Below are 16711 nucleotides of genomic sequence, written 5' to 3' on the forward strand. Positions count from 1 at the left end.
CAGCCGGCCGGATCGGCCTCAGCCCACCGGGTCCGCCGGGTGCGGGGCCAGCAGGGGGAGCTGGGAGGCGAGGCGTTCCTCGCAGAGTTCGACCAGGCGTTCGTACCCGGCCTTGCCCATCAGCTCGGTCAGCTCCGGGCGGTAGGACACGTACACCGGGTCTCCCGCGCCGTGCGCCGAGGTCGCCGACGTGCACCACCAGTGCAGGTCGTGGCCGCCCGGTCCCCAGCCGCGCCGGTCGTACTCGCCGATCGACACCTGCAGCACCCGCGTGTCGTCGGGCCGGTCGATCCAGTCGTACGTCCGCCGCACCGGAAGCTGCCAGCAGACGTCCGGCTTGGTCTCCAGCGGCTCGCGGCCCTCGCGCAGGGCCAGGATGTGCAGCGAGCAGCCCGCGCCGCCCGCGAAGCCCGGACGGTTCTGGAAGATGCACGAGCCGTTGAACGGGCGGGTCTGGCGGGAGCCCTCCTCGTCCTGCGAGACCCAGCCGTCCCGCGTGCCCTCGTCGTGGTGCTGCCAGATGTCGGGGGTGAGCCTCGCCACATGCTCGGCGACGCGCTTCTCGTCGTCCTCGTCGGAGAAGTGGGCGCCCAGCGAGCAACACCCGTCGTCCGCGCGGCCCGCCTGGATGCCCTGGCAGCCGCTGCCGAAGATGCAGTTCCAGCGGGAGGTCAGCCACGTCAGATCGCAGCGGAAGATCTGCTCGTCGTCCGCCGGATCAGGGAACTCCACCCACGCGCGTGCGAAGTCGAGACCCTTCTCGTCGGCGGCCGCAGCCTCTGCCGCCAGGTCCTTCTTCGACTTCTTCGACGGCTTCACCGGCTTCGCCCGCGAAGAACCGCTGGTGGATTTGTCGGTCTTCGCCTTGTTCGTCTTTGGCACTTGTCCAGGGTAAGTCGCCAGGACCCGCTTCGGGGACGGGCCCCGGGCACTGCGGGCAGTAGCGTTCCCCTCATGAGACTCGGTGTCCTCGACGTGGGATCGAACACGGTGCATCTGCTGGTGGTGGACGCACATCCGGGCGCGTGCCCGCTGCCCGCACACTCGCACAAGGCGGAACTGCGCCTTGCCCAGCTCCTCGACGGGGACGGGGCCATAGGTCCCGAGGGCGTCGACAAACTGATCGCCGTGGTCCAGGAGGCACTCCAGGCCGCCGAGGACAAGGGCGTCGAGGACGTGCTGCCGTTCGCGACCTCCGCCGTGCGCGAGGCCAGCAACGCCGACGACGTGCTCGCGCGCGTGCAGGCCGAGACCGGAGTCGAGCTCCAGGTCCTCTCCGGCGCCGAGGAGGCCCGGCTCACCTTCCTCGCCGCCCGCCGCTGGTTCGGCTGGTCGGCGGGAAAGCTGCTGGTCCTGGACATCGGCGGCGGCTCCCTGGAGATCGCGTACGGCATGGACGAGCAGCCCGACGCGGCGGTGTCCCTGCCGCTGGGCGCCGGCCGGCTCACGTCGGGCTGGCTGCCCGGCGATCCCCCCGACCCGGAGGACGTGCGGGCCCTGCGCCGCCACGTCCGCGCGCAGATCGCCCGCACGGTCGGCGAGTTCGCCCGCTTCGGCGCCCCGGACCACGTCGTCGCCACGTCGAAGACCTTCAAGCAGCTCGCCCGCATAGCCGGTGCGGCCCGCTCCACCGAGGGCCAGTACATCCAGCGCGAGCTCAAGCGCGAGTCCCTGGAGGCCTGGGTGCCGCGGCTGGCGGGCATGACGACGGCGCAGCGGGCGGAGCTTCCGGGCGTGTCCGAGGGTCGCGCCAACCAGCTCCTCGCCGGCGCCCTCGTGGCCGAAGGGGCGATGGACCTCTTCGGCATCGAATCGGTCGAGATCTGTCCATGGGCGCTCAGAGAGGGTGTCATCCTGCGCAAGCTCGATCACATGGTGTCTACGTGACGGACGTGACAGTGCGGGGGGCGGCACTGCGGAAAGGCCCGCGCGACGGCGTGACGGCACAACTGCGCGCGGGCGCCCGGGGCGCGGGTGCCCCGCACCCACTCGATCCCACCCCGTAACCTGTCCCCCATGGCAGAGCCAGTCGTGCGGATCCCGGATGCGAAGGTCGCCCTGTCGACTGCCTCGGTCTATCCGGAGTCGACGGCGACGGCCTTCGAGATCGCCGCACGCCTCGGGTACGACGGCGTCGAGGTCATGGTCTGGAACGACCCCGTCAGCCAGGACATCGACGCGCTGCGCAGGCTCAGCGACTACCACCGGATCCCGATCCTCGCCGTGCACGCCCCGTGCCTGCTCATCACGCAGCGGGTCTGGTCGACCGACCCGTGGACCAAGCTCCAGCGGGCCCGCGCGGCCGCGGAGAAGCTCGGCGCGAGCACCGTCGTCGTCCACCCGCCGTTTCGCTGGCAGCGCCAGTACGCGCGGGACTTCGTCACCGGCATCTGGCGGATGGCGGGCGAGACGGACGTCCGCTTCGCCGTCGAGAACATGTACCCGTGGCGCTACCGCGACCGCGAGATGCTCGCGTACGCGCCGGACTGGGACGTCACGAAGGACGACTACCGGCACTTCACCATCGACCTGAGCCACGCCTCGACGGCCCGCACCGACGCGATGCAGATGATCGACCGCATGGGCGACCGTCTGGGCCACGTCCATCTCGCCGACGGAAACGGTTCGGCGAAGGACGAGCACCTGGTCCCCGGCCGTGGCTCCCAGCCCTGCGCCGAGCTGCTGGAACGGCTCGCGCTGACCGGCTTCGACGGGCATGTCGTCATCGAGGTCAACACCCGGCGCGCGATGTCCGGCGCCGAACGCGAAGCCGACCTGGCGGAGGCCCTGGCCTTCACCCGTCTCCACCTCGCCTCGGCCTCGTCGTCGTCCGCGGTCTCCTCGCCCTCGTCGTCCCCGTCGTCGCCCCCCTCCTCGGCGAAGGCGCCCCGCCGATGACCGGCGTCACCGCCCGCAGGCGCGGCCGCCCCCCGCGCACCGAGTCGGCCGACACCCGCGACCGCATCCTGACCGCCGCCCGCGAGGAGTTCGCCGAGCGGGGCTACGACAAGACGTCCGTGCGCGGCATCGCGAAGGCGGCCGGCGTGGACCCGGCGCTGGTGCACCACTACTTCGGCACCAAGGAACAGGTCTTCGAGGCGGCCGTCGAGGTCGCCTTCGCGCCCGCGCTCAACGCGCCGGAAGCGGTCGCCGACGGGCCGCTGGACCAGGTCGGCGAGCGGCTCGCCCGCTTCATCTTCGGCGTCTGGGAGAACCCCACGACCCGCAAGCCGCTGCTGGCGATCGTCCGCTCCGCCGTGAACAACGACACCGCGGCCGCCGTCTTCCGCCGCCTGGTCGCCACGCAGCTGCTGCGCCGCATCGCCGCCCAGCTCGACCTGCCGGACGCCGAACTGCGCGCCGAACTGGCCGCGGCCCAGCTGGTGGGCTGCGCGATGCTGCGGTACGTGATCAAGGTGGAGCCGCTGGCCTCGGCGGACCTCGAGCAGATCATCGCGCGCGTGGCGCCGGTCGTGCAGGGGCACCTGACCGGGCCGTGAGAGCCGGTCCGGCCGAGACACGCATCCCGCATTCCGGACACCTCGTCCCGCCCCCTGGATGACCGGCGTACGCTCGATAAGAGCCACAACTGTCTGAAGGAGCGAGCGACGATGCCCGAGCTGAGGTCCCGCACAGTCACCCACGGCCGCAATATGGCGGGCGCCCGCGCCCTTATGCGCGCCTCCGGTGTACCCGGTGCGGACATCGGCCGGAAGCCGATCATCGCGGTGGCGAACAGCTTCACCGAGTTCGTGCCCGGCCATACCCACCTGCAGCCCGTCGGCCGGATCGTCAGCGAGGCCATCCGGGAGGCCGGCGGCATCCCGCGCGAGTTCAACACGATCGCCGTCGACGACGGCATCGCGATGGGCCACGGCGGAATGCTCTACTCGCTGCCCTCCCGCGACCTCATCGCGGACTCGGTCGAGTACATGGTCGAGGCCCACTGCGCCGACGCCCTGATCTGCATCTCCAACTGCGACAAGATCACCCCGGGCATGCTGAACGCGGCCCTGCGCCTGAACATCCCGACGGTCTTCGTCTCCGGCGGCCCGATGGAGTCCGGCCGCGCCACGCTGGTCGACGGCACGGTCCGCACGCTCGACCTGGTCGACGCGATCTCCGACGCCGTCAACGACAAGATCTCGGACGAGGACATCCTCCGCATCGAGGAGAACGCCTGTCCGACCTGCGGCAGCTGTTCCGGCATGTTCACCGCCAACTCGATGAACTGCCTGACCGAGGCCATCGGCCTCTCCCTCCCCGGCAACGGCTCGGTCCTGGCCACCCACACGGCCCGCAGGGCGCTGTACGAGAACGCGGGGCGCACGGTGATGGACATCACCCGCCGCTACTACGAGCAGGACGACGAGACGGTCCTGCCCCGCCACATCGCCACCACCGCGGCCTTCGAGAACGCGATGGCCCTCGACATCGCGATGGGTGGCTCGACCAACACGATCCTGCACCTCCTCGCCGCCGCCCAGGAGGCGGGCGTCCCGTTCGGCCTGGAGGAGATCAACGAGGTCTCGCGCCGCGTGCCCTGCCTGGCGAAGGTCGCGCCGAACGTCGCGAAGAACCGGACGTACTACATGGAGGACGTGCACCGCGCCGGCGGCATCCCCGCCCTCCTCGGCGAGCTGCACCGCGCGGGCCTGCTCAACGAGGACGTGCACGCCGTCCACAGCCCGTCCCTGGGGGACTGGCTGAAGACGTGGGACGTGCGCGGCGGCTCCCCCTCGCCCGAGGCGATCGAACTCTGGCACGCGGCCCCCGGCTGCGTCCGCTCCGCCGAGGCCTTCTCCCAGTCCGAGCGCTGGGAGGCGCTGGACGAGGACGCCGAGGGCGGCTGCATCCGCTCCGCCGAACACGCCTACAGCAAGGACGGCGGCCTCGCGGTCCTGCGCGGCAACCTCGCCGTGGACGGCTGCGTGGTCAAGACGGCCGGCGTCGACGAGTCGATCTGGACCTTCGAGGGTCCGGCCGTCGTCTGCGAATCGCAGGAGGAGGCCGTCGAGAAGATCCTCAACAAGAAGGTGACGCACGGCGACGTCGTCGTCATCCGCTACGAGGGTCCCAAGGGCGGCCCGGGCATGCAGGAGATGCTCTACCCGACGTCCTTCCTCAAGGGCCGCGGCCTCGGCAAGACCTGCGCGCTGATCACCGACGGCCGCTTCTCCGGAGGCACCTCGGGCCTGTCCATCGGCCACGCGTCCCCCGAGGCGGCCTCCGGCGGCACCATCGCCCTCGTCGAGGACGGCGACCGCATCCGCATCGACATCCCCAACCGCACGATCGAGCTCCTCGTCGACGACGCCGAGCTGGCCCGGCGCGAGGCGGCCCTCGGCGGCGTGTACGCCCCGAAGAACCGCGAGCGCAAGGTGTCCGCCGCGCTGCGCGCCTACGCGGCGATGGCGACGAGCGCCGACAAGGGCGCGGTGCGGGACGTGTCGAAGCTGGGCTGACGCCCGAGCCGTCACGAGGGCCGTCTCCGCACCGCGGGGGCGGCCCTCGGCGCGTCTCACCAGCCCGCCGGATCCTCTCCGTCCACCGCGAAGACGGTTCCGTCGGGAGCGCCCGCGTAGACGCGGCCGCCGACCGCCTCGGGTGCGGGCAGCGTGGCCACCACCCTGTCCGAGTGGGAGCCGAGCCGCAGCGCGGTCTGCCCGACGAGCCTGCCGTTGCGCGCGTTCACGGCCAGGAGACGGCCGTCCGCGGCGCTGAAGTAGACGTGTTCGGCGTCGGCGGCCGGCGCCGAACCCCGGCTCACGGCCGTCTGCAGCGACCACACCTGCTTTCCCGCGGCCGTGTCGACGGCCGCCAGCGTCCCGTCGAAGGCCAGCAGGTAGACCCGGTCGCCCCGCACGGAGGCCTGCGCCTCCTGGAGCGCGACGTCGAGCCGCACCCGCAGCGACACCTTGTCCGCCGGGCGGTAGCGGACCACGGCGTCGACCGTGCCGTACTCGCGCCCCTGGGACAGCAGGACGAGGCTGCCGCCGGTGGTGCCCACGAGACTGAACGTGCCGCTGAAGCGTTCGTCCCATCGCACCTTCCCGGTGACGGGATCGACGGCCGTGATCCGGGTGCGCCCGTCGGCCGACGTGCTCGACGCGTACGCCAGCGGATCCCGGGGGAACGACATGAAGTACGGCTCGCTCAGCTCCGGGATCCGCCTGCTCCAGACCGCCCTGCCCGTCGCCGCGTCCACACCGGTCACCGTGGCGTCGGCCGCGGTCAGCAACAGGTGGCCGCCGACGGCGCGATGACTCTGGTACGCCGACAGGTCCCGCTGCCAGCGCATGGCCCCCGACGCCGGGTCCAGCGCCTCGATGCGCCTGCCCGAGTGCGTGACCACCAGCGCCAGACCGCCCGCCAGCACGGGCGCCTCGCTCGGCCGGTCGCCGTCGGCGAGGGGGTGCCGCCACAGCACCCGCCCGCCGGCCGCGTCCAGCGCGGACACCAGCCCCGGCTGCACGCAGAGCAACCGCTCCGCGCCGTACACGCACTGCGGCATACCGCCCGCGTCGGCGCCCGCTCCGGTACTGCCCTGCGTCGGCCGGGTGCTCCAGGGGCCGAAGGCGGGCGACGCGGAGTGCGAGCCGCCCGTGGCGCCCCGCGCGTCGCGTCCGGCGTCGCCGTCGCCGAGCAGCCGCGTGGCGCCGAGCGCGCCGCCCGCGAGGACGACGACCAGCGCCCCGGCCGCGAGGGCGGCCGACCGGCCCCGGCCCCAGCGCCCGAGCCCGGCCCGCGCGCCCGCGTCCCGGCCGTGCCCGGCGTCCGGCCCCGGCACGGCCTCGAACTCCCGCTGGGACTCCGGTGCCGACGGCTTCGCCGGGTCCAGGAGGTCCGCCCGGTCTGCCAAGGCCGCCGGGCCCGCCGAGTCGACCTCGGTCCCGATACCCGTCCAGGTCCCGGGACCGGTCCCGGTGCGGGCCCGCGGGTGGGGCTCGGTCTGGTTCTCCCCGAGCGTCCGCTGCGACGGTATGAACGTCTGCGTGTCGTACGAGGCCGCCACCGACCGCAGTTCCCGCATCAACTCGTCCGGCGTGGGCCGGTCCTCGGGCTCCTTGGCGAGGCAGCGCGACACCAGCGACGCGAGGCTCTCCGGCACGCCGGCCAGATCCGGTTCGTCGTGCACGACCTGGTAGGCGACGACATAGGGGCTGTCGGAGTCGAACGGCCCACGGCCCGTCGCCGCGTGCACCATCACCGACCCGAGCGCGAACACGTCGGCGGCCGGCCCGACCTCCCGGGGGCGACGGAACTGCTCCGGAGCCATGAACGGCGGCGTGCCGATCAACTTGCCGGTCTCGGTGCGCAGTTCACTGTCCTTCGGGCGGGAGATGCCGAAGTCGATCACCTTCGGACCGTCCTCGGCGAGCAGCACGTTGCTCGGCTTCAGATCCCGGTGGACGACCCCCACCCGGTGGATGTCCCGCAGCGCCTCGGCGAGCCCGGCCATCAGCCGCCGCAACTCCCCGGACCTCATGGGGCCGTTCCGCTTCACCTGCTCGGCGAGCGTCGAGCCGGGAATGAACAGCGTGGCCATCCAAGGCCGCTCGGCCTCCGGATCGGCGTCGACGACGGGTGCGGTGAACGCCCCGCTCACCCGCCGGGCGGCCGCCACCTCCTGCCGGAAACGGCCCCTGAACTCGGGATCCCGCGCGAACTGGGCGTGGACGACCTTCACCGCGACCTTCATCCCGGAGGTGCTGCGGGCCAGATGCACCACGCCCATGCCACCGGAGCCCAGACGGTCTTCCAGGCGGTAGTGACCGGCGTACTCCGGAAGTTCCGCTTCCGCGCCCGCCCCGGTGTTGCGCTGTGGCGACATGGACCACCCCCGTGCTGTTCAACCGCGCGCGCGACGCACGGAGCCTAGTCGATGACTCGAGCAGGACAGAGGCGGCTTGCTAGCCTCCGTGTGCGAATCCTGTACGTGTGTTTCATTGTGGGTTTCGGGGGAATCAACGGGACCCCATGGCAGTCATGGGGTCCGACGGGGGAGGTTTTTTCATGTCTGTCGAGCGTGTGGAAGAGGTCGGGAGCGGCGGCGTGGCGGAGGCCGTCACGACGGCGGCCCTCACCTATTACCCGGTCGCGCCGGGGGTCCGGCTGAACGTGCGCAGCGGTCCCGGCACGGGATATTCGGTCGTCCGGGCCCTGCCCGAGGGCACGAAGGTCCCGATCGTCTGCCAGTGCCCGGGCACCACGGTCTCCGGCCCGTACGGCACGACCAACATCTGGGACAGCATCGCCGACGGCCAGTTCGTCTCGGACGCGTATGTGAGGACGGGCAGCGACGGCTACGTCGCCCCGCGCTGCTCCTGATCGAACAGCCCGGGGCGGCAGCACGCCCCGGGCTGCTCGAAGCGGCTCCCGGCGGCCTCGGGGGAGGCCGCCGGGGAGCCGGTCCGCGTCCGGAGCCATAATCGTCCCGTGAGCGACGAAAACGGCACCCCGGACACTTCGGCGGGTTCCCGGAGCACCCGCAGCGGCCAGGCGGCGGGAAGCCCCGCCGACGCCGGCCCGCGCCCGGAGCCCCTGCGCTTCTTCGGCACCACCTGGGTGAACCACGACCCCGGCCACCGGGGCTATGCGGCCCGCCGCGTCGCCGCGGCCATCGGCTCCCTGGTCGCCGTCGTCGTCTCCTGCCTCGTCCTGCGCTTCGCCTACGAGGGCATCGCCATCGCCGACCTCGGCGGCTTCGTCACGCTCATGGTCGTCGTGATGTTCGCGGTCTGCAGCGCCCTCGCCTTCCGCCACACCTGGGACGCCTTCGCCAAGCGCCCCGACCCCGACCGCCAGGCCTCCCTGCGCGGCCTGCTGGCCATCGGCTTCGTCGGCTCGCTGCTCGCCTACTTCTTCCGCACCTTCACCGAGGCGCCCGGCGAGAGGCTCCACCGCGAGGAGTACGAGACGGCTCGCCGCCGTCACGAACGCCGCTCAACCCGCCGCACGGGCAACCCGTCGAAAAAACCCCGCCGCCCCTGACCCAACGCGAGCCTTCGGTCCATGCCTTCCGGGCCGTGGCCGCGCTCGTCCGGTCCGGGCCTTCCGGGCCGTGGCCTCGCTCGTCCGGTCCGGGCCTTCCGGGCCGTGGCCGCGCTGCTCCGGTCCCCGCATTCTGGGCGAGGGCCCCGGCTCTCCGGTTTCCGTTTTCCGCGCCGGGTCCCCGGCTCCTCCGGTTCCCGCCTCCGGGTGAAGGAGCCGGGCCCGTCCGGTTCCCGCCTTTCCGGGCCAGTACCTCGTCCGTCCGGTCCCTTCCGGGACCGGCGGATTCCGGCCTCCCGGGCTCCGATCAGCGCCGCCGGCCCGCATTTCTCTGGCCGGTCCGACGACCGTCCCCTCCCGGAAAACCCAAGCCCCTCGGGAACGAGCACCCCAACCCCCAAGGCTCGACGACCTCGGGGGACTGGCGTCTCAACCCCGGTAACTCGGCGGCCTCGCCCCCCAACGCGGAAGCCGACGCCCTCGGGAACCCGCCAGCCGGTGCCAGTACCCGGCACCCGTCTCCCCGGCGGCCCGCCACCCCCGTGAATTCGCAGGCCCGAAAACCCGTTCCCCTCCTCATGGCCCCCGGCGACCATGGCCCCATGACGGTCTCCTCCCACACCGCCCGGGCCCACTCCTTCAACTCCGCCGCCGCGCAGTACGCCGCCAACCGCCCCTCCTACCCGACCGCCCTCCTCGACACGATCGAGGAGCTCGCCGGCTGCCCCCTCGCCGGCGCGCGGGTCGCGGACATCGGGGCCGGCACCGGCATCTCGACCGCTCTCCTGCACGCTCGCGGCGCTGACGTCATCGCCGTCGAACCGGGGGAGGGCATGGCCGCTCAGTTCCGCAGCGTCCTTCCCGAGGTGCCGATCGTCCGAGGCGACGGCAACCACCTCCCGCTGGCCGACGCATCACTCGACTTCCTCACCTACGCCCAGTCCTGGCACTGGACCGACCCGGTCCGCGCGGTCCCGGAGGCCCTGCGCGTGCTGCGGCCGGACGGCGCGCTGGCGTTGTGGTGGAACACCGACGCCCTGGACGTGCCCTGGCGCGCCGAGGCCGCCCGGCGCATCGCAAGGCACTTCGGCGAAGACGTCCCCGCCGCCAACAGGAACGTGGACCCCCGTGTCGTCGACCCGTCCGGCCGCCTCGACCTGGTCCGACGCGAGGTCCGCTGGAACCGCCGGGTGCCCGTCGACACTCACCTGGCCAACATCGGCAGCCACTCGATCTTCCTGGTCCACGGCGAGGAGACGGCCGCAGCCTTCCTCGCCGAGGAACGCGCGCACCTGATGCGGGCCTTCCCCGACGGACTCGTCGACGAGGTCTACGACGTGGTCCTGCTGCTCGCGACCAAGCGCTGACTGCGCGCGGCGGCCCACCCCTCCAGGGCCGCCGCGCACGCCTCGTCCCCACCATCGTGGCACCCCCCACTGACACCACCCCCGTCTCCACCCTGGGCTGCACCACGCCCCGGCTGCACCACCGCCCGGCTCCGCCACGCCCCTGCTGCACCACCGCTTCGGCTGCACCAACGCCCCGGCTTCCACCGCCCCGGCGGGCAAGCCGAGCCAGGTCCCGTCGCCGCGGACGCTCCCCTTGCGGGCACAGCCCCGCCCGACGTCGAGCACCGCCTGCCGCCTGCCGCCTGCCGCCTGCCGCCTGCCGCCCGCCGTCCAGCGCGTCCCGTGCATGACGGCCCCGCACCGGGACCCCACCGCTTCGATCCCGGCCGAGCCGCGCCGCATCAAGCCCCGCCGGAACAGCACCGCACCAAGCCGCCCCCCGGCACCGCGTCACCCCCTCGACCCGAGCAGCCCCCAACCCAAGCCCCACAGCACCGGCTCCCGACTCACCTCCGCCCCCACCCCACTTGACGCCTCCCCTCACCGCGAGCATTATTCATCGCATGATGAATTTTAAGCCCGGCTCCCGTCCACCCGACCAGGAAGCGACGCGCACCGAGTCGCAGAGCCCGCGCCGGACCGACCTCGGCGAAGCAGCCGCGCCCGCCGTACGGGCCGAGAACCTGACCGTGGTCCGCGGCCCCCGCACCGTCCTGCGCGGCCTCGACTTCGCCGTCCCCCGCGGTCAGATCACCGGCCTCCTGGGCCCCTCCGGCTGCGGCAAGTCGACCCTCATGCGCTCCGTCGTCGGCACCCAGGCAAAGGTCACCGGCACCCTCGACGTCCTCGGCCGCCCCGCCGGTCACCCCACACTCCGCACCCGCATCGGCTACGTCACCCAGGCCCCTTCCGTCTACGACGACCTGACGATCCGCCAGAACCTGGACTACTTCGCCGCGATTCTCGACCCCGGCCGGGCGGCGGCGGACCGGCGCGCGGAGAACGTCACCCGCGCGATCGCCGACGTCGACCTGACCACCCACGCGGACGCCCTGGCCGGCAACCTCTCCGGCGGCCAGCGCAACCGCGTCTCACTGGCCGTGGCCCTCCTCGGCACACCGGAACTCCTCGTCCTCGACGAACCCACCGTCGGCCTGGACCCGGTCCTGCGCCGCGACCTGTGGAACCTCTTCCACGACATCGCCAAGACCCGCGGCGCGACCCTCCTGATCTCCTCCCACGTCATGGACGAGGCCGAGCGCTGCCACCGCCTCCTCCTCATGCGCGACGGCGAGATCCTCGCCGACGCCACCCCCGACGCCCTGCGCACCCGCACCGGCACGGACACGGTCGAGGCGGCCTTCCTGCACCTGGTGGACGCCGCCACGGAGGCGGCCCGAACGAAGGAGAGCACCCGATGACCACGCAGACACCCCCCGCCTCGATCCCCACCGGCGCGCTGAACGTCTCCCGCACCACCGCCACCGCGGCCCGCGTCCTGCGTCAACTGCGTCACGACCCCCGCACGATCGCGCTGATGGTCCTGATCCCCTGCCTGATGCTGTTCCTGCTCCGCTTCGTGTTCGACGGCAGCCCCCGCACCTTCGACAGCATCGGCGCGTCCCTGCTCGGGATCTTCCCCCTGATCACGATGTTCCTGGTGACCTCCATCGCCACCCTGCGCGAACGCACCTCGGGCACCCTCGAACGCCTCCTCGCCCTGCCCCTCGGCAAAGGCGACCTGATCGCCGGCTACGCCCTCGCCTTCGGAGCCCTCGCGATCATCCAGTCGGCCCTGGCCACAGCCCTGGCCGTCTGGTTCCTCGACCTCGACGTCACGGGCAGCCCCTGGCTCCTCCTCCTGGTGGCCCTGCTCGACGCGCTGCTCGGCACGGCTCTCGGCCTCTTCGTCTCCGCCTTCGCGGCCTCGGAGTTCCAGGCGGTGCAGTTCATGCCGGCGGTGATCTTCCCCCAGCTCCTGCTCTGCGGCCTCTTCGCCTCCCGCGACACCATGCACCCCGCCCTGGAAGCCGTGTCCGACGTCCTGCCCATGTCCTACGCCGTCGACGGCATGAACGAGGTCCTCAAGCACACGGACATGACGGCGACCTTCGTCCGGGACGTCCTGATCGTGGCGGGCTGCGCCCTGCTCGTACTCGGCCTGGGGGCGGCGACACTGCGACGCAGGACCGCGTGACCCCATCCGTCCGCCGGCCCGTCGGGGGGCGAGACCGGACGTCCGCCCACCGGACACCCGCACCGGCCCCCACCCCCCGATGCGAGGATGAGCCTCGGACGACGGACGACGCACACCCTCCGGAGGACCCCCCAGCCATGACGCAGAAAGTCGCAGTCCTCGGCACCGGCAAGATCGGCGAAGCCCTCCTCAGCGGCATGATCCGAGGCGGCTGGCCCCCGGCCGACCTCCTCGTCACCGCCCGCCGCCCCGAGCGGGCCGAGGAACTCCGCACCCGCTACGGAGTCGCCCCGGTCACCAACGCCGAGGCCGCGAAGACCGCCGACACCCTGATCCTCACGGTCAAGCCGCAGGACATGGGGGCACTCCTCGACGAACTCGCCCCGCACGTCCCCGCCGACCGTCTGGTCATCAGCGGCGCGGCCGGCATCACCACCGCCTCCATCGAGGAGCGCCTCGCCGCCGGCACCCCGGTCGTCCGCGTCATGACGAACACCCCCGCCCTCGTCGACGAGGCCATGTCCGTCATCTCCGCCGGGACCCACGCCACCGCCGACCACCTCGCCCACACCGAGGAGATCTTCGGCTCCGTCGGCAAGACGCTCCGCGTCCCCGAGTCCCAGCAGGACGCCTGCACCGCCCTCTCCGGCTCCGGCCCGGCGTACTTCTTCTACCTGGTCGAAGCCATGACGGACGCCGGCATCCTGCTCGGCCTGCCCCGCGACAAGGCCCACGACCTGATCGTCCAGTCCGCGATCGGGGCCGCCACGATGCTCCGCGACAGCGGCGAACACCCGGTCAAGCTCCGCGAGAACGTCACGTCCCCCGCGGGCACGACCATCAACGCCATCCGCGAACTCGAGAACCACGGGGTCAGGGCCGCCCTCATCGCCGCACTCGAGGCGGCCCGCGACCGCAGCCGCGAGCTGGCCGCCGGCAAGAAGGACTGACGTCCCCGAAGGGGCGGTTCAGCCGCCGGCCGCCCCCACGATCTCCTTCGTCGTCACCACCCGCGCGAACCCGCCCCCGTGCAGCGAGACCGCCGAGGCCTGCGCGATCTCGTCCGCGGAACGCCGCCATCCGAACGGCCCCTCCAGATCGAACGTGTACGTCGCGTCGTACGCGAACAGCACGTCGTACCCGAGGTTCCCACCCATCCGCGCCGTCGTCTCGGCGCACATGTTCGTCTGGATCCCGGCCACCACGATCTGCGAGATCCCCTGACCGGTGAGCCAGGCACCCAGATCCGGCGTCCCCAGGAAGGCCGAGTTGACGGTCTTCGTCACGAACAGCTCGGCCCCGGCTCCCTTCCCCCTGCGCTCCTGCACGTACTCCTTGAACTCGTTGCCCACGTACCCCGGCCGCAACGGCGACCGAGGCCCCGATGAGTCGTGCCGCACGAACACGACCGGCCGCCCCGTCCCCTGCCACACGTCGACGAGGGCGGCGATGTTGTCATCGGCCCCGGGATTGTTCCGCGCCCCCCAGTAGTCCAGCTCCTCGAAGCCCTTCTGCACGTCGACGACCACCAGCGCTGCGTTCTCTGCGATGTCCATGCCCACGATCCTGCCGCCGGGCCGGCCCACTCCCCAGAGTCCGCAAAGCCATCGATCGATGGTTTACTGCCACCCATGAAGTCCGCCTACCGGGTCGCCCTCGTCGCCTTCCCCGGCATCCGCGCCTTCGACGTCTCCGTCATCACCGAGGTCTGGGGGGCCGACCGGACCGACCGCGGCGTCCCCGCCTTCGACCTGCGCCGAGTCGCCGCCGACAGCACGCCCGTCCCGATGCGCGGCGGCCTGGCACTCCTCCCCGACCGCACCCTCGCCTGGCTCGCCCGAGCCGACCTCGTCCTGGTCCCCGGCCTGGACGACCACCTCACGCCCGCACCCGCCCCCGTCCTGGACGCCCTGCGCCGCGCCCACGCCCGCGGCACCACCCTCGCCGCCCTCTGCGGGGGAGCCTTCACCCTGGCCCAGGCCGGCCTCCTCGACGGCCGCCGGGCCATCACCCACTGGAACCTCGTCGACCTCCTGCGCACCCACCACCCGCAGGTCACCGTCGTCCCCGACGCCCTCTTCATCGAGGACGACAACATCTGGACCGCCGCCGGCACGGCAGCCGGCATCGACCTCTGCCTCCACCTGGTCCGCCGCTCCCACGGCGCGGAGACGGCCGCCACCATCGCCCGCTCGATGGTCACCGCGCCCTTCCGCACCGGCACCCAGGCCCAGTTCATCGAACACCCCACCCCCCGCGCGGACCGGGACGCCGACACCCTGGCCGCCGTACGCGAACACGCCCTGCGCCACCTGCACGAACCGCTCACCGTCGCCGGCCTGGCCGCGCACGCGGGCATGTCCCCGCGCAGCTTCGCCCGCCACTTCACCGCGGCGACGGGCGCCACCCCGCTGCGCTGGCTCCTCGACCAGCGCATCGCCGCGGCCCAGAAACTCCTCGAGCGCACCGACCTCCCCATGCCGGAGGTCGCCCGCCGCGCCGGCTTCGGCAGCGAGGTCACGATGCGCCAGCACTTCGCGTCGCGCCTCGCCACCAGCCCGCGCGCCTACCGAGCCGCGTTCAGCTCCACCTCCGCCCCGGACCCCCGCCCGGACTCAGTCCCGGACGCCGCCCCCGACTCCGCCGGCGGCGGAAGCAGCCCGATCGCGCGGTAGGCGCTGTCCACGACCGGCCTGGCCATGGCCCGGGCCTTCTCGGCCCCGTCCCGCAGCACCGTCTCCACGTACACCGGGTCGGCGCACAGCTCCTTGTGCCGGGCCCGCAGCGGCCTCAACACCTCCACCACGGCGTCGGCCGTGTCCTTCTTCAGATCCCCGTACGACGTGTACCCACCGCTCAGCGCCTCCGGATCCCCACCCGTACACGCGGCGAGGATCTCCAGGAGATTGGCGACCCCGGGCCGCCCCGCCCTGTCGTACACGACCTCGCGCCCACTGTCGGTGACGGCCCGCATGACCTTCTTGCGCACCACGTCGGGCTCGTCCAGCAGATAGACGATCCCCGGCCCGAAGTCGTCGCTCTTGCCCATCTTCGACGCCGGCTCCTGCAGGTTCATCACCCGCGCCGCCACCGCCGGAAGCGTCGCCTTCGGCACCACGAAGGTGTGCCCGTACCGCTGGTTGAACCGCACCGCGAGATCCCGCGCCAGTTCCACGTGCTGCGCCTGGTCGTCGCCGACCGGCACCTCGTCGGTCGCGTAGGCCAGGATGTCGGCCGCCATCAGCACGGGATACGTCAGCAACGACAGCCGTACGCTGCCCCCGCGCGCCCGTTCCCGTCCGGCCTTCTCCCTGTACTGGATCATCCGCCGCATCTCGCCGTCCGTGGCCACGCACTCCAGCAGATACGACAACCGCGCGTGCTCGTCCACATGACTCTGTACGAACACGGTGCACAACCGGGGATCCAGTCCCGCCGCCAGCAACAGCGTCGCCGCCTGACGACTCAGCCGGCGCACCCGCGCCGGATCGTGCTCCACGGTCAGTGCGTGCAGATCCACGACGCAGAACAGGGAGTCCGCCTGATGCTGGTCCACCGCAGCCCACTGCCGCAGCGCTCCCAGGTAGTTCCCCAGCGTCAGGTGCCCGGTCGGCTTGATCCCGCTGAAGACGCGCTTCATCTCTCCACCTCCTGGTCGAGACCGCCGCCCCGGCCGGCCGACCCCCTGTGACTCTGGAGGGAGAAACGAGAACGGCCGCCGAAGCGGCGGCCGTTGAGTGCATACGTGAGCACGGCCGCCGTCAGGCGGCCCACCACAGCTGGGTGCACGTACGCGTAGTCATGTCCGCCAGAGTACGCCTCAGGAGTGCCGTCAGGGCATGAGTTGACACACCCCGACCGCATACGTAGTGTTCTCCGAGTTGTCCGACGTGAGCGCCGACTCCGGTCGGTCCCCGGACAGCCATTCCGCAGGTACCAACCACTTCTCGACGTGCAGTCGTTCCGTCTGCCGTCGCGTCGAATGGCGTGCGTATTCGCGAAATGAGGAATCCGTGTTCGAAAGGACGCAGGACCCCGATTGGCTTCGGGGGCCGGGAATCCGCTAAAGTCTCACTCGTCGGAACGGCCCAACGGCCGCGAGGACAACCCCCTCTGACTGGGAATCAGGCCCGAAAGGATCTGATAGAGTCGGAACCGCCGGAAAGGGAAA

The 16711-nt window shown here is 72.2% G+C and carries 15 protein-coding genes; 11 read left to right on the forward strand and 4 right to left on the reverse strand.

The genetic code is table 11. The features are described from left to right. Positions 1 to 18 precede the first annotated feature (18 nt). Positions 19 to 882 carry a DUF3109 family protein gene (locus ACZ7DE_RS37410; RefSeq protein WP_470768851.1) on the reverse strand — a complete coding sequence of 288 codons (864 nt, stop codon included), beginning with the start codon at positions 880 to 882 and terminating at the stop codon, positions 19 to 21. A 72-nt stretch (positions 883 to 954) separates the two neighbouring features. On the opposite strand from ACZ7DE_RS37410, the gene ACZ7DE_RS37415 reads away from it, so the two are divergent. The 4 genes from ACZ7DE_RS37415 (at position 955) to ilvD (ending at position 5465) form a co-directional block, all read left to right on the forward strand. Beyond that, entirely contained in the window at positions 955 to 1887 is a 933-nt protein-coding gene (locus ACZ7DE_RS37415) for a Ppx/GppA family phosphatase (protein ID WP_470768852.1), read from the forward strand. A 129-nt stretch (positions 1888 to 2016) separates the two neighbouring features. Then, on the forward strand, positions 2017 to 2898 hold the full coding sequence (locus ACZ7DE_RS37420; RefSeq protein ID WP_470768853.1) for a sugar phosphate isomerase/epimerase family protein: 882 nt from the start codon (positions 2017 to 2019) through the stop codon (positions 2896 to 2898). After that, a complete protein-coding gene (locus ACZ7DE_RS37425; RefSeq protein ID WP_470768854.1) occupies positions 2895 to 3500 on the forward strand; it encodes a TetR/AcrR family transcriptional regulator in 606 nt (201 codons plus the stop codon). The genes ACZ7DE_RS37420 and ACZ7DE_RS37425 overlap by 4 nt, the downstream gene beginning before the upstream one ends. Positions 3501 to 3611: 111 nt before the next feature. Next, complete coding sequence (ilvD, locus tag ACZ7DE_RS37430; protein ID WP_470768855.1) at positions 3612 to 5465, forward strand: dihydroxy-acid dehydratase; 1854 nt, start codon at positions 3612 to 3614, stop codon at positions 5463 to 5465. Between the two features lie 56 nt (positions 5466 to 5521). Here the strand turns inward: ilvD and ACZ7DE_RS37435 are convergent, their stop codons facing one another. Beyond that, positions 5522 to 7834: a protein kinase domain-containing protein gene (locus ACZ7DE_RS37435; RefSeq protein ID WP_470768856.1), complete on the reverse strand. Its 2313-nt coding sequence runs from the start codon at positions 7832 to 7834 to the stop codon at positions 5522 to 5524. A gap of 182 nt (positions 7835 to 8016) precedes the next feature. Between ACZ7DE_RS37435 and ACZ7DE_RS37440 the strand changes: the two genes are divergently transcribed. The 6 genes from ACZ7DE_RS37440 (at position 8017) to proC (ending at position 13490) form a co-directional block, all read left to right on the forward strand. Further along, positions 8017 to 8331 (forward strand): SH3 domain-containing protein, encoded by a 315-nt coding sequence (locus ACZ7DE_RS37440; protein WP_470768857.1) that lies wholly within the window; start codon positions 8017 to 8019, stop codon positions 8329 to 8331. A 108-nt stretch (positions 8332 to 8439) separates the two neighbouring features. Beyond that, complete coding sequence (locus ACZ7DE_RS37445) at positions 8440 to 8994, forward strand: EamA/RhaT family transporter (RefSeq protein ID WP_470768858.1); 555 nt, start codon at positions 8440 to 8442, stop codon at positions 8992 to 8994. A 602-nt stretch (positions 8995 to 9596) separates the two neighbouring features. Then, the gene (locus tag ACZ7DE_RS37450; protein WP_470768859.1) at positions 9597 to 10361 is read left to right on the forward strand and encodes a class I SAM-dependent methyltransferase; all 765 of its coding nucleotides are present in this window, start codon (positions 9597 to 9599) and stop codon (positions 10359 to 10361) included. 545 nt (positions 10362 to 10906) lie between these two features. Continuing rightward, positions 10907 to 11764: an ABC transporter ATP-binding protein gene (locus tag ACZ7DE_RS37455; RefSeq protein ID WP_470768860.1), complete on the forward strand. Its 858-nt coding sequence runs from the start codon at positions 10907 to 10909 to the stop codon at positions 11762 to 11764. Further along, positions 11761 to 12540, forward strand: a complete 780-nt coding sequence (locus ACZ7DE_RS37460; RefSeq protein ID WP_470768861.1) for an ABC transporter permease — start codon at positions 11761 to 11763, stop codon at positions 12538 to 12540. Before ACZ7DE_RS37455 ends, ACZ7DE_RS37460 begins: the two co-directional genes overlap by 4 nt. Before the next feature lie 137 nt (positions 12541 to 12677). Next, positions 12678 to 13490, forward strand: coding sequence for a pyrroline-5-carboxylate reductase (proC, locus tag ACZ7DE_RS37465; RefSeq protein ID WP_470768862.1), 813 nt, complete (start codon positions 12678 to 12680; stop codon positions 13488 to 13490). 18 nt (positions 13491 to 13508) lie between these two features. On the opposite strand, the gene ACZ7DE_RS37470 is transcribed toward proC, so the two are convergent. Next, positions 13509 to 14096 carry a cysteine hydrolase family protein gene (locus ACZ7DE_RS37470; protein WP_470768863.1) on the reverse strand — a complete coding sequence of 196 codons (588 nt, stop codon included), beginning with the start codon at positions 14094 to 14096 and terminating at the stop codon, positions 13509 to 13511. A gap of 75 nt (positions 14097 to 14171) precedes the next feature. On the opposite strand from ACZ7DE_RS37470, the gene ACZ7DE_RS37475 reads away from it, so the two are divergent. Further along, positions 14172 to 15215: a GlxA family transcriptional regulator gene (locus tag ACZ7DE_RS37475; protein ID WP_470768864.1), complete on the forward strand. Its 1044-nt coding sequence runs from the start codon at positions 14172 to 14174 to the stop codon at positions 15213 to 15215. On the opposite strand, the gene trpS is transcribed toward ACZ7DE_RS37475, so the two are convergent. Continuing rightward, positions 15107 to 16180, reverse strand: a complete 1074-nt coding sequence (gene trpS, locus ACZ7DE_RS37480) for a tryptophan--tRNA ligase (RefSeq protein WP_470768865.1) — start codon at positions 16178 to 16180, stop codon at positions 15107 to 15109. The genes ACZ7DE_RS37475 and trpS overlap by 109 nt on opposite strands. Between the last annotated feature and the right edge of the window lie 531 nt (positions 16181 to 16711).

Source organism: Streptomyces sp. NPDC037083 (assembly GCF_055606485.1).